The sequence below is a fragment of the Klebsiella sp. S69 genome, from assembly GCF_016516145.1.
GTDB classification, from domain to species: Bacteria; Pseudomonadota; Gammaproteobacteria; order Enterobacterales; family Enterobacteriaceae; genus Klebsiella; species Klebsiella oxytoca.
In genome coordinates this window covers 76,404-93,550 of record NZ_JACVUU010000003.1, presented here as the reverse complement: position 1 = coordinate 93,550, position 17,147 = coordinate 76,404, and the positions used below count along the sequence as shown (strand labels likewise).

Below are 17,147 nucleotides of genomic sequence, written 5' to 3'. Positions count from 1 at the left end.
GGCAGCGATCGTTTTAAGATCGTGCCACTTCTTTCCTCTTTGTAACCAGCCCTGAACTTATGATGACAAATACGGTTTCACGCAAGGTCGCGTGGCTGCGCGTAGTCACGCTTGCGATTGCGGCATTTATTTTTAATACCACCGAATTTGCGCCCGTTGGCCTGCTGTCGGACATTGCTGACAGCTTCGGCATGGAAACGGCGCAGGTGGGGATTATGCTGACGATCTACGCCTGGGTCGTCGCGCTGATGTCGCTGCCCTTTATGCTGTTGACCAGCAAGATGGAGCGCCGTCGTCTGCTGGTTGGCCTGTTTATTCTGTTTATCGCCAGCCACGTGCTGTCGTTCCTGGCATGGAACTTTAACGTGCTGGTGATCAGCCGTATCGGTATCGCTTTTGCCCACGCGGTATTCTGGTCGATTACTTCAGCGCTGGCGATTCGTATGGCGCCAGCCGGTAAACGGGCGCAGGCGCTGAGCCTGATTGCTACCGGTACCGCGTTGGCGATGGTTTTCGGTATCCCGATCGGCCGTATCGTCGGGCAGTACTTTGGCTGGCGCACCACCTTCCTGGTTATTGGCCTGGGAGCGCTGATCACCATGGTATGCCTGATCAAGCTGCTGCCCAGGCTGCCGAGCGAGCATTCAGGTTCGCTGAAAAGCCTACCGGTGCTGTTCCGCCGCCCTGCGCTGCTGAGTATTTATTTACTGACGGTGATTGTGGTGACCGCGCACTATACCGCCTATAGCTATATTGAACCGTTCGTTCAGACGGTCGCCGGCCTGAGCGGCAACTTCGCGACCGTGCTGCTGCTGACGCTGGGCGGCGCGGGTATCGTCGGCAGCATTCTGTTTGGTAAGCTCGGCAACCTGCATGCTTCCGGATTAATCAATGCGGCGATTGGCCTGCTGCTGGCGTGTCTGCTACTGCTGCTGCCCGCCTCGCACAACGCTAACCACCTGATGCTGCTGAGCGTCTTCTGGGGCGTGGCGATCATGATTATCGGGCTTGGTATGCAGGTTAAAGTGCTGGCGCTGGCGCCGGATGCAACCGACGTGGCGATGTCGCTGTTTTCGGGGATCTTTAATATCGGCATCGGCGCTGGCGCGCTGGTGGGCAGTCAGGTCAGTACCCATCTGTCGATGGCGTCGATTGGCTATGTCGGCGCGATCCCGGCCGTCGTCGCGTTAATGTGGGCGGTGATGATTTTCCGCCGCTGGCCGATCTCGCTGGACGACCATCAGCCGCATCACTCCTGATCGTTCGACTAAAAAAAGCCTGCCGGTTGCAAAACGGCAGGCTTTTTTATTTTTCCTGTCGACGCAAAGTCGTCAGGCGTGATAGGTCGAAATAATCTCCAGCACGCCGTTGATGATGAATTGCACGCCCATACAGACCAGCAGGAAGCCCATCAGGCGGGAAATCGCCTCGATACCGCCCTTCCCGACCAGACGCATAATCGCTCCGGAGCTGCGCAGGCAGCCCCACAGAATAATGCCGACCAGCGCAAAAGTAATCGGCGGCGCCGCCAGCACAACCCACTCCGGGAAGTTTGCTCCGTGCTTTACCGTCGACGCCGAGCTGATAATCATCGCGATCGTCCCCGGCCCTGCGGTGCTCGGCATCGCCAGGGGAACGAAGGCAATATTGGCCGTCGGTTCATCTTCGAGCTCTTCCGATTTGAGCTTAGCTTCCATCGAATCATGGGCCTTTTGCTGCGGAAACAGCATCCGGAAGCCGATAAAGGCGACAATCAGCCCCCCGGCGATACGCAGTCCGGGAATCGATATGCCAAAGGTGTTCATCACCACCTGCCCGGCGTACCACGCGACCATCAGGATGGCGAACACGTAGACCGAGGCCATCAGCGACTGCCGGTTACGCTCGGCGTTATTCATGTTTCCGGCCAGGCCAAGGAACAGCGCCACGGTAGTCAGCGGGTTTGCCAGCGGTAGGATCACAACCAGTCCCAGGCCTATCGCTTTAAAAAGATCCATCATAGTGAGTTAAAGTCCTGTAAATATTGGATTATCAAAAAATGACGCGCGCCGAGTATAGCGTTGGTTGTCAGAGTAGCGCGAGTTCCCGGCAGAATGTATCCATCATGCAATAAATCATAAGACAACCACGCCAAATAGAGTGACCTGCATCACAACTATCCGTTTTAGCAAATCGTGGCATCGGCTTATTCATCAGGTTGACTTATATTTGCCTAGGCAATAATATCTCCCGCAACTAAGTCATTGCCTGGGCAACCATCGTGAAAAGTACAAGCGACCTGTTTAACGAAATGATCCCCCTCGGACGCTTGATCCAGATGGTTAACCAGAAAAAAGATCGCCTGCTCAACGACTACCTCTCACCGATGGATATTACGTCCACCCAGTTTCGGGTGCTCTGTTCCATTCGTTGCGAAGTGTGTATTACCCCCGTTGAGCTGAAAACCGTCCTTTCCGTCGATCCGGGCGCCATGACGCGCATGCTTGACCGCCTGGTCTGTAAAGGCTGGATTGAACGGTTACCCAACCCGACTGACAAGCGTGGCGTACTGGTGCAGCTAACGCCAGACGGCGCAGCCCTTTGTGAGCAGTGTCATCAGGTTGTGGGTCAGAAATTGCACCAGGAACTAACAAAAAATCTGTCGACGGATGAAGTGGCCACTCTTGAGTGCCTGCTCAAAAAAGTTCTGTCGTAATAAGAAGAGGTAAGATGATGTCCAGACGCAATAACGACGCCATCACTATCCATAGTATTTTGTCGTGGATCGAGGATAACCTGGAATCGCCCCTGTCGCTGGAGAAGGTTTCAGAGCGCTCAGGTTACTCCAAGTGGCACCTGCAAAGAATGTTCAAGAAAGAGACCGGTCACTCGCTGGGACAATATATCCGCAGCCGTAAGCTGACCGAGATTGCGCAGAAGCTGAAGCAGAGCAACGAGCCTATCTTATACCTGGCCGAGCGCTATGGCTTTGAGTCGCAGCAAACGCTGACGCGGACTTTCAAAAACTATTTCGATGTTCCGCCGCACCAGTATCGTATTACTAACGTGCCGGGCGAGTCGCGCTACCTGCTCCCGTTGAACAACTGTTGTTAACCGCCTGCAAAAAAGACGTATTGAGGAAATCATGAAACTATTCGCTTCCGCCGCCATCGTGCTATTGGCGCTGGTCTCCAGCCAGAGTTATGCGGAGCAGACCACCACTCCGGTTCGCCACAACAACCGGGATGCGATGATTATTCCTTCCGAGCATAATGATTCGCCTTTTGATTTCAATCACATGGCCTCGGGCAGTGATAAATCAGATGAACTGGGCGTACCCTATTACAACCAGCAAGGCCTGTAAAATCCCTTTAGCCCCGTCACCGGGGCTTTTTTTTATCCTCTCGCCATTCCAGGACGCACGATCCGCAGGCCGAAAACGTTGATATATAGCCCGGCCATAATGAGCACGGCCCCCAGCATTTGCAGGCTATTCAGCGTTTCGCCGAGCAGCAAGGCGGCGCTGGCCATTCCCACCACCGGCACCAGCAGCGACAGCGGCGCTACGCGCCAGGTCTCATAGCGACCGAGCAGCGAACCCCAGATCCCATAGCCGACAATCGTCGCAACAAACGCCAGATACAGTAGCGACAGAATCGTTACCCCATCGATATGCAGCAGGCTTGCCGCCATGATCTGCGGACCATCGAGAAGCCAGGAGGCCAGCATAAAAGGCAGCACCGGAATCAGCGCGCTCCACACGACTAAAGACATAATCGGCGGCCGGCTCGCATGGGACATGATTTTTTTATTGAAGATGTTGCCGCAGGCCCAGCTCAGCGCCGCCGCCAGGGTCAGCATAAAGCCCACCAGCGGAACATGCTGTCCGCCGAGGCTGGCCTCGACCAGCACCAGGACGCCGAAAATCGCCAGTGCGATACCTGCCAGCTGTTTCGCCTGCAAACGCTCGCCGAAGATAAACGCGCCAAGAATAATGGTAAAAAAGGCCTGCGCCTGCAGCACCAGCGAGGCCAGGCCGGCAGGCATACCGAGGCTAATCGCGCAGAACAGAAACGCAAACTGGCCAAAGCTAATAGTCAGACCGTAGCCCAGCAGCAGAGTGAGCGGAATTTTTGGCCGCGCGACGAAGAGCAGCGCCGGGAAAGCCACCAGCAAAAAACGCAGTCCGGCGAGCATCAGCGGCGGCATATTATGCAGCCCCACCTTGATCACCACGAAATTCAGCCCCCATACCACCACCACCAGCAATGCCAGCAGCCCGTCTTTTCGCGTCATACCCTGCCTCGGTTGTTATTGGATTTTTTGTGAACAAAATCAAACTACAGAATAATTCGTCCGCCGCCTAGATCATTATTTTCGGTAGGTCGCTGGCGTGCTTTTCATCCCCGATGGGAACTATACAAGCGTCGGTTAGCATGCTATTTGTGATCGGGACAACAAAAATAACATCACTTCAGGCAAGGAAAAAATGATACCGACACTCAGGCGCTCAACGGCGGCGCTGCTGGCTTCGTCGTTGCTGTTAACGATTGGCCGAGGCGCAACGTTACCTTTTATGACGATCTACCTCACCCGGCAGTACCAGCTGGAAGTGGATAAAATCGGCTATGCGCTGTCGAGCGCGCTGATCGTCGGGGTACTGTTCAGCATGGGGTTTGGCATTCTCGCCGATAAGTTCGATAAAAAGCGCTATATGACTCTCGCCGTGCTGGCGTTTATTGGCGGTTTCATCGCTATTCCGCTGGTCAATAGCGTCGCGCTGGTAGTGTTTTTCTTCGCGCTGATTAACTGCGCCTACTCGGTATTCTCCACCGTCCTGAAAGCGTGGTTCGCCGACGTGCTGTCGCCGGAAAAGAAGGCGCAGATTTTTTCCCTTAACTACACCTTTCTTAATATTGGCTGGACCGTTGGACCGCCGATCGGCACTCTGCTGGTGATGTACAGCATTAACCTGCCGTTCTGGCTGGCAGCGGGCTGCGCCGCGCTGCCGCTGGTGTTTATTCAGCTGTTTGTCCAGCGCACCAGCGCCGCGATTGCTGAGGATAATGCGGTCCAGTGGTCGCCTTCGGTGCTGCTGCGCGATCGTGCGCTACTGTGGTTTACGCTCTCCGGCCTGCTGGCGTCATTCGTCGGCGGCTCTTTCGCTTCCTGTATTTCCCAGTATGTGCTGGTGGTAGCGGACAGCGATTTTGCTGAAAAAGTGGTTGCCGTGGTACTGCCGGTCAACGCCGCCGTCGTGGTGGCGCTGCAGTACGCGGTCGGCCGTCGCCTCACCGCGCGTAATATTCGCCCGCTGATGACCTTTGGTACGGTCTGTTTTGTACTCGGACTGGGCGGTTTTGTTATTTCCGATAATAGCCTGCTGCTGTGGGGCCTCTCTGCCGCCGTCTTTACGCTCGGTGAAGTGATCTACGCGCCGGGTGAATATATGCTGATCGATAACATTGCTCCGCCGGGCATGAAGGCCAGCTACTTTTCCGCCCAGTCGCTGGGCTGGCTGGGAGCGGCTTTTAACCCGATGCTGACCGGGACGATTCTGACCCATCTGCCGCACTGGTCGCTGTTTGCAATATTGATGCTCGCTATTATTGCCGCCTGGCTGATGATTTTCCGTGGGATGAACGTACGCGCGTGGAACGGTAGTGCGGTCGCCCGCGCCTGAGCCCAGGCGCCGTGCGGCTGTCAGGTTGCTGTCGCCCCCCTGTCGGGTTTCGATCGTGGTTGCCGACAGCCCGCTCAACAATACTCCATCTCAGGTTTTTCACCCGGAGAGAGTCACGATGAACAGTAGCAATCAGGTTAAACAATTACGTTTACAGCGCGCCTGGTCCCAGGAGCAGCTCGCCGAGCTGGCGGGCGTGAGCGTGCGGACCATTCAGCGCATTGAGAACGGGGACCGCCCCGGTCTGGAGACCCTTAGCGCGCTTGCGGCAGTCTTTGAAGTTAACGTCGCCGAGATTAGCGGCGATTCGCCGGAAGGCCATGACGAATCGCTGGATTTACGCATTGAGGAAGCCAAAGCGCGTGTCGAACGCGAAAGCCGTTTTTACCGTTCACTGACCGTGGCGGTCGTGGTTTGCGTCCTGCTGGCGGCGCTGAACTGGCTGACCGGCGCGGACAGCTACTGGTCCGCATGGGTGGCGATCATCTGGGGGGCGTTGCTGGCGGTAAAAGGATTACGCCTGTTTGTGTTTGGCGAATGGATCAAAAACTGGCGTCAGGCGCGGCTGCAGCGGCTGCTGCGAAAGTAACCTACTGAGCGATGGTGCGCCTCCGCGAAACCTTATCCAATTCGGCCGCTGATGAACCCCGGGGGCGGCGCAAAGCGCCTTGCCCGGGCTACGGGCCCATCGCCGTCTGCATGCGGTAGCCCGGACAGATGCGCTGCATCGCCTCCGGGAAACCATATCTAATGTGGCCTCTGATGAGCTCCGGGGCGGCGCAAAGCGCCTTGCCCGACTACGGGCCAGCAGACGGCTGTATACCTGTAGCCCGGCTAAGCGCAGCGCGAGCCGGGGAGAGACCGCCATCCGGGAAAGGCCTATATGGTAACCATCCCGCGGACGCCTTCGGCTTCCATATCACTGCCGCTGCCCTGTTGGATAATCGCCCCGCGCGACATCACCAGGTAGCGGTCCGCCAGCCCGGCGGCGAAATCGTAGAACTGCTCGACCAGCAGGATCGCCATATCACCGCGATTCGCCAGCTGGCGGATAACTTCGCCAATCTCCTTGATGACCGACGGCTGAATACCTTCCGTCGGTTCGTCAAGAATCAGCAGCTGCGGGCGGCTGGCCAGCGCGCGGCCAATGGCCAGCTGCTGCTGTTGCCCGCCGGAAAGATCGCCTCCGCGCCGCTGCTTCATGCTTTTCAGCACCGGAAACAGCTGAAAAACCTCTTCCGGCACCGCGCGCGCGTCGCGGGCGGGAAAGCGGGACAGCCCCATCAGCAGATTCTCCTCGACCGTCAGGCGCGGAAAAATCTCCCGCCCCTGCGGCACGTAGGCGATCCCCGACTGCACCCGCTGGTGCGGTTTACGGTGGGTGATATTCTTCTCCTGCCACAGCACTTCGCCGCTGCGCGCCGGGATCAGCCCCATCAGGCACTTCAGCAAAGTGGTTTTCCCCACCCCGTTGCGTCCGAGCAGGCAGGTGACCTCCCCCAGACGCGCGGCAAAATCGACGCCGCGCAGAATATGGCTGCCGCCATAATATTGATGTAGTTGATTAACCTGTAGCATCCGCGCTCCTTAGCGTCCGAGATAAACTTCAATCACCTGTTCGTTAGCCTGCACCTCGCGCAGCGATCCTTCCGCCAGCACCTGTCCCTGATGCAGCACCGTCACCCGGTCGGCGATGGTCTCGACAAAGCCCATATCATGCTCAACCACCATCAGCGAATGCTGACCGGCAAGGGTGCGGAACAGCTCGGCCGTATACTCCGTTTCTGCATCGGTCATCCCGGCTGCGGGCTCGTCCAGCAGCAGCAGATGCGGCTCCTGCACCAGCAGCATGCCGATCTCAAGAAACTGCTTTTGCCCGTGCGACAGCAGCCCCGCCGGCCGATGGCGTTCGCCCTCCAGGCGCAGCAGGCGCAGGGTTTCGCTGATTCGGTCGGCCTGCTCGCTGGTCAGGCGCGCCCGAAGGCTGGCCCACACCGATTTATCACCTTTCATTGCCAGTTCGAGATTCTCTGCCACCGTCAGCGCCTCAAAGACCGTCGGTTTCTGGAACTTGCGTCCGATCCCCTGCCGGGCAATGGCGATAGGATCGAGGGTCGTTAAGTCTACCGACTGATCGTAAAGCGCCCTGCCGCTCTGCGGCCGGGTTTTGCCAGTGATGACGTCCATCAGGGTGGTTTTACCGGCGCCGTTCGGCCCAATCACGCAGCGCAGTTCGCCGACGCCAATCTGCAGCGACAGGTCGGTCAGCGCCTGAAAACCGTCAAAGTTGACGTTAATCTTTTCCAGCTGCAGCACCGGATCGGTCTGCTCACGAAAACGGTCCGTCGGCAGCTGGCGGGTAAAGAGCTCTTCATCCGGTTGCATCAGCGATCTCCTTTACGCAGCAGGCCGATAACGCCACGCGGTAAAAACAACGTCACGATAATAAAAATCAGCCCCAGAAACAGCTGCCAGTACTCCGGCATCGCCATGGTAAAGTAGCTCTTCGCGCCGTTGACCAGCCCTGCGCCAAGAACCGGGCCGATTAGGGTTCCACGACCGCCCAGCGCCACCCAGATGGCCGCTTCGATAGAGTTGGTTGGCGACATTTCGCTGGGGTTGATGATCCCGACCTGCGGCACGTACAGCGCCCCTGCCAGGCCGCACAGCACGGCAGAAAGCGTCCAGACCAGCAGCTTAAATCCGCGCGGGTCGTAGCCGCAGAACATCAGGCGGTTTTCAGCATCGCGCACCGCCGTCAGCACGCGGCCAAATTTGCTTTGCGCCAGCAAATAGCCAATCCACAGAGTGAGCAACAGCAGCAGCACCGTCGCCATAAACAGCGCCGCCCGGGAACCAATGGCGGTGACGGGGAAACCGAGCAGCGTGGTAAAGCCGGTAAAGCCGTTATTACCGCCAAAGCCGGTTTCGTTGCGGAAAAAAAGCAGCATTCCGGCGTAGGTCAGCGCCTGGGTCATGATCGAAAAATAGACGCCTTTGATTTTCGAGCGAAAGGCAAACCAGCCAAACACCAGCGCCAGCAGACCGGGCACCAGCACCACCAGCAGCATCGCCCAGGCAAAATGCTGGGTGCCCCACCAGAACCACGGCAGCTCGCTCCACGATAAAAACGACATAAAGGCCGGTAGTCCGTCGCCCGCCGCCTGGCGCATCAGATACATGCCCATGGCGTAGCCGCCGAGGGCAAAAAAGATCCCATGGCCAAGCGAGAGCATCCCGGCATAGCCCCAGACTAAATCCAGCGCGACAGCGACAATAGCGTAGCAGAGGATCTTACCGGTCAGCGTCAGCAGCCAGGCGGAAACCGCCAGCGGATGCGTAGCAGGCAGCAGCGCCAGAAACGGCATACTCAGCAGGCCCAACAGCAGCAGAATGCCGATCCACCGCAGCGGGCGCGGCGCTTTGCGCGCCAGCGTTAAGGTAACAGGTTGGCTCATCAGTCAATAACCCTCCCTTTGAGGGCGAACAGTCCCTGAGGACGTTTCTGGATAAACAGGATAATCAGTACCAGTATCAGGATTTTGCCCAGCACGGCCCCCATTTGCGGCTCAAGGATTTTGTTAAAGATGCCAAGACCAAACGCCGCCGCCACGCTGCCGGCCAGTTGACCGACGCCGCCGAGCACCACCACGAGGAAGGAGTCGATAATGTAGCCCTGGCCCAGCTCTGGCCCGACGTTGCCGAGCTGCGATAGCGCAACGCCGCCCAGCCCGGCAATACCGGAGCCGAGACCAAACGCCAGCATATCGACCCGGCCGGTAGGGACGCCGCAGCAGGCCGCCATCGCGCGGTTCTGCGTCACCGCCCGCACGTTCATCCCGAGGCGGGTTTTGTTCAGCGTCAACCAGGTGAAGAGCAGCACCAGCAGCACAAAGGCCAGTACCGCCAGACGGTTCCACGGCAGGATAAGATTCGGCAGAACCTGCACGCCGCCGGAAAGCCACGCCGGATTGGCGACCTCGACGTTCTGCGCGCCAAACAGCATCCGCACCAGTTGGATCAGCATCAGGCTGATCCCCCAGGTGGCCAGCAGCGTCTCCAGCGGGCGACCGTAGAGATGACGGATCACGGTGCGCTCCAGCGCCATGCCGATCCCGCCGGCAATCAGGAACGCCACCGGCAGCGCAATCAGCGGATAGAAGGCCAGCCACTGCGGGGCCAGTTGCGCCAGCGCCTGCTGAACCAGCCAGCAGCTGTAGGCGCCAATCATCAGCATTTCGCCGTGGGCCATGTTGATGACCCCCAGCAGTCCGTAGGTGATCGCCAGGCCGAGCGCGGCGAGCAGCAGGACAGAGCCGAGGGAGAGGCCCATAAACGCCTGTCCGAGCAGATCGCCCAGCAGCAGGCGGTGCTGGATTTTGCTCAGGCTCTCCTGCGCCGCCGCGCGGATCGCCGGGTCTGGCTCATGCCGGGCGTCGGTATAAGGCGCCAGCAGCGCCTGGGTTTCCGGGTCGCCTGAGTGACCGAGCCGTTCAATGGCCGCCAGCCTTTGCGCAGGCTGCGGACTGGTTAGCTGCAGACGAGCAAGCGCAATTTCCAGCAGCGATTTGACCGCGCCGTCGGTTTCCGCCGTCAGGCGCTGCTGTAACAGGCCCGCCATTTCTGGCGTCGCTTCGCGCTGGAGGATTTTTGCCGCAGAGGCCCTTTCCGTGACGTTGTCACTGACCAGCTGATGCGTGGCCAGCGCCCCTGCCGCGAGGTTACGCAGACGATTGGTCAGGCGTACCGGTTTTATTGTTCCTTCGGGAGCCGCAACCGCACCCAGCGCCAGTAGCTTATCACCCTGCTTGCTGAACGCATGACCGCGACTATCCGATTGTAATGTCTCGCTTTTCAGCGCCCTTAGCAGCGGTAAACGCGGCGCTGCAGGCGCGACGGCCCACTGCTCAAGCAGCAGCGCCTGTTGGCTGCGGGTGGCAGCCACGAAATCGTCGGCGTCGGCTGCCTGCGCCCGCCACGGCATCAATACCAGCAGCAGCGCAAAATAACTCATAAGGCGCAATGGGTTCATGGTGGTCCTCCTTACCCGGGAAATCGGGCCGTGCCCGAACGACAGAATCCGTCACCCCGGCTTAGCGCCGGGGTTCAACGTTTAGTTACTGGCGCTTTTTACCGGGTGATCCGGTTTTTTATCGTTCCCGGCAATCCACGGGCTCCACGGCTGGGCGCGAACGGGTGCTTCAGTCTGCCAGACCACGTTAAACTGGCCGTTGCTTTCGATTTCGCCGATCATGACCGGTTTATGCAGGTGATGGTTGGTCGCATCCATCGTCAGGGTGAAGCCCGACGGCGCTTTAAAGGTCTGACCGGCCATGGCTTCCCGAACTTTATCGACATCGGTGGTCCCCGCTTTGGTTACCGCCTGGGCCCACATATGCAGACCGACCCAGGTTGCTTCCATCGGATCGTTGGTGACCACACTATCCGCGTTCGGCAGCTTATGCGCTTTGGCCCAGGCGCGATAATCGGCGACAAACTGTTTGTTGGTAGGGTTATCCACGGATTCGAAGTAGTTCCACGCCGCGAGATTGCCCACCAGCGGTTTGGTATCAATCCCGCGCAGCTCCTCTTCACCCACCGAGAAGGCCACCACCGGAACATCGGTCGCTTTTAGCCCCTGGTTAGCCAGCTCTTTATAGAACGGAACGTTGGAATCACCGTTGATCGTGGAAACCACCGCCGTTTTACCGCCGGCGGAAAACTTCTTAATGTTAGCGACGATGGTCTGGTAATCGCTATAGCCGAACGGGGTATAGACCTCTTCGATGTCTTTATCCTGAATGCCTTTGGCGTGCAGGAACGCGCGGAGAATTTTGTTGGTGGTGCGCGGATAAACGTAGTCGGTACCCAGCAGGAAAAAGCGCTTCGCCCCGCCGCCGTCTTCGCTCAGCAGATATTCCACCGCCGGGATAGCCTGTTGATTCGGCGCTGCGCCGGTGTAGAAGACGTTCGGCGACATCTCCTCGCCTTCATACTGTACCGGGTAGAAAAGCAGGCCGTTCAGCTCTTCAAATACCGGCAGAACCGATTTGCGCGATACCGAGGTCCAGCAGCCGAACACCGCCGCGACCTTATCCTGCGTAAGCAGCTGACGCGCCTTTTCCGCAAACAGCGGCCAGTTTGAGGCCGGGTCAACGACCACCGGCTCCAGCTTTTTACCCAGCACGCCCCCTTTGGCGTTAATGTCGTCGATCGCCATCAGGGCGACCTCTTTAAGCGGGGTTTCGGAAATCGCCATCGTCCCGGAGAGCGAATGCATAATCCCGACTTTGATGGTGTCGGCGGCGTATATCTGCAAGGAGAAGCCCATGCTGATAACAGAGGCGGAGAGAGCAAAAGCTTTTAATAGTGTTCGACGCTGCATGTGTGTCACTCCTGAATAGCGCAAAGACAAAAATGAATTAACGACTAACCGGAAGTGATAAGGCAAAAACAATGCCAGCTTTTGCAGGGGCGTGAAAGCGTGATGAACCAGACGGGAAAAGCGAAGCGACGGGCAGCGTTGCCTTAAAATAGTGCAACGCTGCGCTATAAAAGCGTTACCAGACCTGAGCGGCGATACCGGTGACCAGACGGACTTTGTCCCACTGCTGGGCTTCCGTCAGCGAGTTCCCCTCTTCGGTTGAGGCAAAACCGCATTGCGGGCTAAGGCAAATTTGCTCCAGCGGGACGTACTGCGCCGCCTCCCGCAAACGCGCCTTCACGCCTTCCGGGTTTTCCAGCTCGCCATTTTTAGTGGTGATCAGGCCCAGCACCACCTGCTGATGGCCAGGGCGGATAAAGCGCAGCGGCGCGAAGTCGCCGGAACGGTCGTTATCGTACTCCAGGAAGAAGGCATCGATGTTCACTCCACCGAACAGCACTTCGGCAACCGGCTCGTACCCGCCCTCGGATATCCAGGTTGAACGGAAGTTACCGCGGCATACGTGCAGACCAACGGTCAGATCCTGCGGTTTTCCCTCGAGGGCCTGATTCAGCACGCGAGCATAGATGCGCGCCAGCTCATCGGGATCTTCGCCGCGATCGCGTACCTGCTGGCGCTGTTCATCGGAGCACAGATAGGCCCAGACGGTGTCATCAAGCTGTAAATAGCGGCAGCCCGCATCGTAGAAGGCGCGGATGGCATCGCGCCAGGTGGTCGCCAGATCGTCGAAATAGTCAGCGAGGTCCGGATAAACCGTCGCGTCAATATCTTTGCGCCCGCCGCGGAAGTGCAAAACGCTTGGGCTGGGGATGGTCATTTTCGGCTGCGCGCTGCCGCTGATGCTCTTCAGATAGCGAAAATCCTCCAGCATCGGGTGATCGCCAAAGGCCAGTTTACCGGTGACGCGTACCCCGTGCGCTTTGGTCTGGACTCCGTTGAACTGAATACCCTTTTCGGAATCGTAGCGTTCGACGCCCTGTAAACCGTCAAAGAAATCAAAGTGCCACCACGCGCGGCGGAACTCACCGTCGGTCACCACGTGCAGCCCACACTCGCACTGCTGCTGCACCAGATGACGAATAGCTTCATTTTCTATCTGCCGTAGCTGCTGCGCGTCAATAGCGCCTGCAGCCAGCTGTTGGCGAGCCTGTTTGATGGCGTCCGGACGTAAAAAACTGCCGACGATATCTGCGCGGAACGGGGCCTGATGACGTTGCATGGTGTCTCCTTAGCGGCGGGCAAGGTTAATTGCCCGCCGTGATAGTTCATTATTTGAATATTTAGACTTCTGGATGTCTATATGTCCAGATACTGTCATGCAGACGATTCATCGGCAAACGAGAATAATTCATGGCACATGAAATAAATTCATTTTGCGAAAGGTAGCCCTTCATCTTCCCAGCCTGTCAGGCCGCCGAGCATCATTTTTACCGGACGTCCCAGCAGCGCCAGCTTCATGGCGGCAACATCTGCTCCATTGCAATGCGGCCCGGCGCAGTAAACCACAAACAGCGTATCCTCAGGCCACTGCGCCATTCGGGTTGCATCAATTTGTCGGTGCGGTAAATGCAGGGCCCCCGGCAGATGACGACGGGCAAAGGTTTCCTCACTGCCGACGACATGTAACAGAACAAAATCCACGTCTTCTTCGCGCATCGCGCTGTAGACATCGGCGCAGTCAGTTTCGAGGCTTAGCTTATGACGAAACCAGGCGGCGGCATCGGTAGAGCTGGCGGGGGTAATCGCGGTTACAACACTCATGGCATCTTCTCCTTGTCTGTGGTACCACTACTTTAATTAACCGCCTGCACGACATCTGCCGATAACCATGACTGAAAACGCTGAAATCATGACAACCCCATCCGTGACGTTGTCACGCCACCGGGTGGTTGCCCTCGCCTACGATGGCCTGTGTACCTTTGAATTTGGCGTCGCGGTAGAGATCTTCGGCCTGCCGCGTCCGGAAATGGGCGAGCGCTGGTATCGTTTCGCCGTGGCCGCGGTGGATGAAGGCGAGCTGCGGGCAACCGGCGGGATACGTCTGATGACCGACGGCGGCATGTCGTTGTTAAGCGAAGCGGACACGATCGTAGTGCCCGGCTGGCGCAGTATCGATTCCCCTGTGCCGCCTGACCTGTGCCAGGCATTGGTTGCCGCCTATGCGCGGGGCTGCCGGATAATTTCGATCTGCTCCGGGGTGTTCGTTCTGGCCGCTGCCGGGTTGCTTAACGGCCGCCAGGCGACCACCCACTGGCGCTACACCGATCAGCTGCGGGCGCGTTTTCCGCTGATTGAAGTCATTGATGACGTGCTGTACGTCGGCGCTGAGGGCGTGATGACCTCCGCAGGCAGCGCCGCAGGAATCGATTTATGTCTGCATCTGGTGCGCGAGGACTTCGGTATTGATGCGGCGAATATTGTCGCGCGGCGTTTAGTGGTGTCCCCCCATCGCGACGGCGGACAGGCGCAGCAGATTGTTCGGCCGGTAGCCAAAGCGCGAGAAAGCCAGCGACTCGGACTATTATTCGATTTTCTGCACCAGAATCTCGCCGCCAATCATACCGTGGCATCGCTGGCGGAAAGAGCCGGTATGGGCTCACGGACCTTTTTACGCCGTTTTGAAGACGCTACCGGTAAAACCCCTGCCCGCTGGCTGCTTGATGAGCGACTGCTGCGCGCGACCCAGCATTTAACCCACAGCCGCCTGAGCGTTGAGCAGATTGCCGAGCTTTGCGGTTTCGCGAATGCCAGCACCCTGCGCCATCACTTCCGCCAGCAGTATGCGCTTAGCCCGTTGCAGTATCGAAAAAAGATGCAGAGTGAAACAAACCGAGCGTAATCTATCAGCGATATTGTCGCTCGGAGGAATGTGGTAAATGATTGTTTTGCTGGCTCTGTTACTTCACGTGTCATCTTAGATACGCGCATATCGCTAGCGCGAGACACTGGGCCGTCAATTCATATTCTATGGCCAGTGAACGATAAGCTGGCCGGAAAAATCGTGCCGGCATATTGATACCGACCGAAAGCGACTACGCGGTTATTCATTCAAAAGCAAAGTGAAAACCACCGCAATTGTCGTCGTCTTTTATCGATATAAATCAGTCTGCGGAGATGAGCTTAAAAGAAATAAACCGCCCGAAATAAAAGGCGGTTTTTTGAATATCCAGACAGCCGTTATTTAATGACATCCGGGTCTTCAGGGACTACCGGATCGTTTACGTCCGGACTTTCAGGTAAATCTTCGTCAGGTAAAGGGTCAGTACCCGGTAGCGGTTCAGTAATATCTGGGCGTTCTACCATAATGCCTCCTAAACAACGTGTGAAAGGGCTATTTGCTTTTGTTCGGTTTCTGGCTGCCTTTATCATCTTCAGGCATTTTTTTCGGCTGTTTTGGCTGGTCTTTTTCTGAATTTACAGTTGAAGATTTCATAGGAAACTCCATTAGCATATGTAGCGTTGTGCTACTCGTTAATTATAGTGCAGAATGAATTATAGCTAAGGAGTTATTGAGTAAATCGCTATTCAATGAGGTAATTTTTAATATGAGTATTGATATCGTTAAAGATTATTTAAAAAGTATTTTTTTACCGCTTGTGCTTGTTAATTACCAATTTCCTGCTGCTCTGTGTGGTTTCGCCAATGGCTGTATCCTGCGCCATCAATTCCGCCAGCAGTAGATGCTTAGCCCGTTGCAGCATCAAAAGAGTATACAGCCTGACCGATAGGCGGCTTTTTGGTCTGTGAAATAGTCACTTTGGGCAATTTGTTAAGCATTTGTTTAGATTGCGCAAGTTAAGATATGTTCAACAACCGTAAACCTGTTCAATGAGGACAATTTAGCGCATAGCAAAACTAATGGAGGTTAATCATGCTGGGAAATATGCATGTATTTATGGCAGTTCTGGGAACCATTCTGTTCTTTGGATTTCTTGCCGCGTATCTAAGCCACAAATGGGATGACTGATGAACGACGATAATCCCCACCCGTAAACGCCCCCTGCTGCTGATGCACCAGGGGGCGTTTTTGTTAGCATGGTTTTTTTCTTCGTGAAACTCTTAACCGTCGTTTCCCTCTAGCCCTTGGCTTAATAACAATTTAGCCAGCAGTTATGGGCACTAACTTAATCGATATTCTTAACGGAGAATCTTTTTTCTACTTGATCTCTGGCCCGTGCCATTCAAGTTTATCTCTCATTTCCTTCGGGACCAAAGAGAACAGAGAAGAAATTCTCTTTAATTGATGCTCGTATAAGAAACTTTTCTTTTCACTACAGTCCTCATAGTACCAGCGAGCATTTTTATTTAAAAAACAAATATCTAAATCATTAAAATCATCATACTTCAACAGTAAGTAAAACTCATGTATAAGCTGATATTAATAATATACAGACCTATCCCTTGCTTTAAAAAAGCACCATGAGTGGACACGCTTCTTATTTGTAATAAACTTCCCCGAAGGATATGTGAGTATATATCTTTTTTTTCCCATAACATGATAGCGGGGGCTACAAGCTTACCAACGCCCCAACCTGCAGCCCACATTGCAGCATCAGCAAGAGCCTCCCTACCCCATAACTTTAATCCGCAGGTATCGGGTTTAAATATCGCCAACCGCAGACAGGCTCTGAGAGGAGTTATGATATGCTTGTTACTTAGGCAAGGAGGGAGAAATATGCGTATCAATACCAAAATGAGGCTGGCAGCACTGTTATACCTTATGACGGCCTACGCTGTTGCCCTGCCGGCACTGGCGCTCTTCACGGACCTGGTGATAAACGGCGGGATTATTGATATGTGGCAAGGCTCGTATTCATTTTTGAACCTTCTTGATCTGCGTAAAATTCTCTATCTGCAGTTTGCCGGGCTGGGCGCTATACTGGGTTTTGTCTACTGGCTATTTTTCTTTAGAAAATACCGCCATTACGATCCGCTGGATAAATATTTTAAATAGCGCATGGCCGCTATTCCATGCTCTGTACATCGGCCAGTCAACAGCGGCAATGCTTTCCTGCTATTTTCCGGCTTGATAGCGGCCTG

Annotated in this window: 20 protein-coding genes; 10 read left to right on the top strand and 10 right to left on the bottom strand. The window is 56.1% G+C overall.

What is annotated here, in order from left to right; genetic code table 11:
* The first annotated feature begins 59 nt into the window (after positions 1–59).
* Positions 60–1,259 carry a sugar transporter gene (locus tag IAE27_RS04410; protein WP_023321061.1) on the top strand — a complete coding sequence of 400 codons (1,200 nt, stop codon included), beginning with the start codon at positions 60–62 and terminating at the stop codon, positions 1,257–1,259.
* A gap of 72 nt (positions 1,260–1,331) precedes the next feature.
* Here IAE27_RS04410 and IAE27_RS04405 read toward each other — a convergent pair whose 3' ends face one another.
* Positions 1,332–2,000, bottom strand: coding sequence for a MarC family NAAT transporter (locus tag IAE27_RS04405; RefSeq protein WP_004102348.1), 669 nt, complete (start codon positions 1,998–2,000; stop codon positions 1,332–1,334).
* Between the two features lie 260 nt (positions 2,001–2,260).
* On the opposite strand from IAE27_RS04405, the gene marR reads away from it, so the two are divergent.
* From marR to marB, 3 genes are read left to right on the top strand one after another with little or no spacing between them, the layout of a single operon-like run.
* A complete protein-coding gene (gene marR, locus IAE27_RS04400; protein ID WP_004102349.1) occupies positions 2,261–2,695 on the top strand; it encodes a multiple antibiotic resistance transcriptional regulator MarR in 435 nt (144 codons plus the stop codon).
* 17 nt (positions 2,696–2,712) lie between these two features.
* Positions 2,713–3,093 carry an MDR efflux pump AcrAB transcriptional activator MarA gene (marA, locus tag IAE27_RS04395; RefSeq protein WP_004102351.1) on the top strand — a complete coding sequence of 127 codons (381 nt, stop codon included), beginning with the start codon at positions 2,713–2,715 and terminating at the stop codon, positions 3,091–3,093.
* 31 nt (positions 3,094–3,124) lie between these two features.
* A complete protein-coding gene (gene marB / locus IAE27_RS04390) occupies positions 3,125–3,343 on the top strand; it encodes a multiple antibiotic resistance protein MarB (RefSeq protein ID WP_004102353.1) in 219 nt (72 codons plus the stop codon).
* Positions 3,344–3,375: 32 nt separating this feature from the next.
* Here marB and eamA read toward each other — a convergent pair whose 3' ends face one another.
* Positions 3,376–4,275 (bottom strand): O-acetylserine/cysteine exporter, encoded by a 900-nt coding sequence (gene eamA, locus IAE27_RS04385; RefSeq protein WP_154022626.1) that lies wholly within the window; start codon positions 4,273–4,275, stop codon positions 3,376–3,378.
* 193 nt (positions 4,276–4,468) lie between these two features.
* On the opposite strand from eamA, the gene ydeE reads away from it, so the two are divergent.
* Both ydeE and IAE27_RS04375 read left to right on the top strand, forming a co-directional pair.
* Positions 4,469–5,662, top strand: coding sequence for an efflux MFS transporter YdeE (gene ydeE / locus IAE27_RS04380; protein WP_200092011.1), 1,194 nt, complete (start codon positions 4,469–4,471; stop codon positions 5,660–5,662).
* Positions 5,663–5,780: 118 nt separating this feature from the next.
* Positions 5,781–6,251 (top strand): helix-turn-helix domain-containing protein, encoded by a 471-nt coding sequence (locus IAE27_RS04375; protein WP_004113296.1) that lies wholly within the window; start codon positions 5,781–5,783, stop codon positions 6,249–6,251.
* A gap of 290 nt (positions 6,252–6,541) precedes the next feature.
* Here the strand turns inward: IAE27_RS04375 and urtE are convergent, their stop codons facing one another.
* The 7 genes from urtE to IAE27_RS04340 form a co-directional block, all read right to left on the bottom strand.
* Positions 6,542–7,240: an urea ABC transporter ATP-binding subunit UrtE gene (urtE, locus tag IAE27_RS04370; RefSeq protein WP_200092009.1), complete on the bottom strand. Its 699-nt coding sequence runs from the start codon at positions 7,238–7,240 to the stop codon at positions 6,542–6,544.
* 9 nt (positions 7,241–7,249) lie between these two features.
* Positions 7,250–8,047, bottom strand: a complete 798-nt coding sequence (gene urtD / locus IAE27_RS04365; protein WP_064355706.1) for an urea ABC transporter ATP-binding protein UrtD — start codon at positions 8,045–8,047, stop codon at positions 7,250–7,252.
* A complete protein-coding gene (gene urtC, locus IAE27_RS04360) occupies positions 8,047–9,120 on the bottom strand; it encodes an urea ABC transporter permease subunit UrtC (RefSeq protein ID WP_200092006.1) in 1,074 nt (357 codons plus the stop codon). Before urtC ends, urtD begins: the two co-directional genes overlap by 1 nt.
* The gene (gene urtB, locus IAE27_RS04355) at positions 9,120–10,694 is read right to left on the bottom strand and encodes an urea ABC transporter permease subunit UrtB (protein ID WP_070557676.1); all 1,575 of its coding nucleotides are present in this window, start codon (positions 10,692–10,694) and stop codon (positions 9,120–9,122) included. The genes urtC and urtB overlap by 1 nt, the downstream gene beginning before the upstream one ends.
* Positions 10,695–10,775: 81 nt before the next feature.
* Complete coding sequence (urtA, locus tag IAE27_RS04350) at positions 10,776–12,047, bottom strand: urea ABC transporter substrate-binding protein (RefSeq protein WP_154022629.1); 1,272 nt, start codon at positions 12,045–12,047, stop codon at positions 10,776–10,778.
* A 175-nt stretch (positions 12,048–12,222) separates the two neighbouring features.
* The gene (locus IAE27_RS04345) at positions 12,223–13,326 is read right to left on the bottom strand and encodes a cobalamin-independent methionine synthase II family protein (RefSeq protein ID WP_004113301.1); all 1,104 of its coding nucleotides are present in this window, start codon (positions 13,324–13,326) and stop codon (positions 12,223–12,225) included.
* Between the two features lie 149 nt (positions 13,327–13,475).
* The gene (locus tag IAE27_RS04340; protein WP_004102369.1) at positions 13,476–13,868 is read right to left on the bottom strand and encodes a rhodanese-like domain-containing protein; all 393 of its coding nucleotides are present in this window, start codon (positions 13,866–13,868) and stop codon (positions 13,476–13,478) included.
* A gap of 67 nt (positions 13,869–13,935) precedes the next feature.
* Here IAE27_RS04340 and ftrA point away from each other — a divergent pair, with 67 nt between their 5' ends.
* A complete protein-coding gene (gene ftrA / locus IAE27_RS04335; protein WP_064395826.1) occupies positions 13,936–14,946 on the top strand; it encodes a transcriptional regulator FtrA in 1,011 nt (336 codons plus the stop codon).
* A 338-nt stretch (positions 14,947–15,284) separates the two neighbouring features.
* Here ftrA and IAE27_RS29555 read toward each other — a convergent pair whose 3' ends face one another.
* Positions 15,285–15,410 carry a hypothetical protein gene (locus IAE27_RS29555; RefSeq protein ID WP_004102372.1) on the bottom strand — a complete coding sequence of 42 codons (126 nt, stop codon included), beginning with the start codon at positions 15,408–15,410 and terminating at the stop codon, positions 15,285–15,287.
* 242 nt (positions 15,411–15,652) lie between these two features.
* Between IAE27_RS29555 and IAE27_RS29870 the strand changes: the two genes are divergently transcribed.
* The 3 genes from IAE27_RS29870 to IAE27_RS04325 all read left to right on the top strand — a co-directional run bounded on the left by IAE27_RS29870 (position 15,653) and on the right by IAE27_RS04325 (position 17,061).
* Positions 15,653–15,787: a hypothetical protein gene (locus IAE27_RS29870; protein ID WP_254925826.1), complete on the top strand. Its 135-nt coding sequence runs from the start codon at positions 15,653–15,655 to the stop codon at positions 15,785–15,787.
* Positions 15,788–15,978: 191 nt separating this feature from the next.
* Positions 15,979–16,074, top strand: a complete 96-nt coding sequence (gene mgtS / locus IAE27_RS04330) for a protein MgtS (protein WP_004102377.1) — start codon at positions 15,979–15,981, stop codon at positions 16,072–16,074.
* A 708-nt stretch (positions 16,075–16,782) separates the two neighbouring features.
* The gene (locus IAE27_RS04325) at positions 16,783–17,061 is read left to right on the top strand and encodes a hypothetical protein (protein ID WP_108703893.1); all 279 of its coding nucleotides are present in this window, start codon (positions 16,783–16,785) and stop codon (positions 17,059–17,061) included.
* The last annotated feature ends 86 nt before the right edge of the window (positions 17,062–17,147 follow it).

Excerpts from the sequence above, each read along its gene's own strand:
- IAE27_RS04410 (WP_023321061.1), top strand. The coding sequence starts at position 60 with ATGATGACAAATACGGTTTCACGCAAGGTCGCGTGGCTGCGCGTAGTC.
- IAE27_RS04405 (WP_004102348.1), bottom strand. The coding sequence starts at position 2,000 with ATGATGGATCTTTTTAAAGCGATAGGCCTGGGACTGGTTGTGATCCTA.
- marA (WP_004102351.1), top strand. The coding sequence starts at position 2,713 with ATGTCCAGACGCAATAACGACGCCATCACTATCCATAGTATTTTGTCG.
- marB (WP_004102353.1), top strand. The coding sequence starts at position 3,125 with ATGAAACTATTCGCTTCCGCCGCCATCGTGCTATTGGCGCTGGTCTCC.
- eamA (WP_154022626.1), bottom strand. The coding sequence starts at position 4,275 with ATGACGCGAAAAGACGGGCTGCTGGCATTGCTGGTGGTGGTGGTATGG.
- ydeE (WP_200092011.1), top strand. The coding sequence starts at position 4,469 with ATGATACCGACACTCAGGCGCTCAACGGCGGCGCTGCTGGCTTCGTCG.
- IAE27_RS04375 (WP_004113296.1), top strand. The coding sequence starts at position 5,781 with ATGAACAGTAGCAATCAGGTTAAACAATTACGTTTACAGCGCGCCTGG.
- urtE (WP_200092009.1), bottom strand. The coding sequence starts at position 7,240 with ATGCTACAGGTTAATCAACTACATCAATATTATGGCGGCAGCCATATT.
- urtD (WP_064355706.1), bottom strand. The coding sequence starts at position 8,047 with ATGCAACCGGATGAAGAGCTCTTTACCCGCCAGCTGCCGACGGACCGT.
- urtC (WP_200092006.1), bottom strand. The coding sequence starts at position 9,120 with ATGAGCCAACCTGTTACCTTAACGCTGGCGCGCAAAGCGCCGCGCCCG.
- urtB (WP_070557676.1), bottom strand. The coding sequence starts at position 10,694 with ATGAACCCATTGCGCCTTATGAGTTATTTTGCGCTGCTGCTGGTATTG.
- urtA (WP_154022629.1), bottom strand. The coding sequence starts at position 12,047 with ATGCAGCGTCGAACACTATTAAAAGCTTTTGCTCTCTCCGCCTCTGTT.
- IAE27_RS04345 (WP_004113301.1), bottom strand. The coding sequence starts at position 13,326 with ATGCAACGTCATCAGGCCCCGTTCCGCGCAGATATCGTCGGCAGTTTT.
- IAE27_RS04340 (WP_004102369.1), bottom strand. The coding sequence starts at position 13,868 with ATGAGTGTTGTAACCGCGATTACCCCCGCCAGCTCTACCGATGCCGCC.
- ftrA (WP_064395826.1), top strand. The coding sequence starts at position 13,936 with ATGACTGAAAACGCTGAAATCATGACAACCCCATCCGTGACGTTGTCA.
- IAE27_RS29555 (WP_004102372.1), bottom strand. The coding sequence starts at position 15,410 with ATGGTAGAACGCCCAGATATTACTGAACCGCTACCGGGTACTGACCCT.
- IAE27_RS29870 (WP_254925826.1), top strand. The coding sequence starts at position 15,653 with ATGAGTATTGATATCGTTAAAGATTATTTAAAAAGTATTTTTTTACCG.
- mgtS (WP_004102377.1), top strand. The coding sequence starts at position 15,979 with ATGCTGGGAAATATGCATGTATTTATGGCAGTTCTGGGAACCATTCTG.
- IAE27_RS04325 (WP_108703893.1), top strand. The coding sequence starts at position 16,783 with ATGCGTATCAATACCAAAATGAGGCTGGCAGCACTGTTATACCTTATG.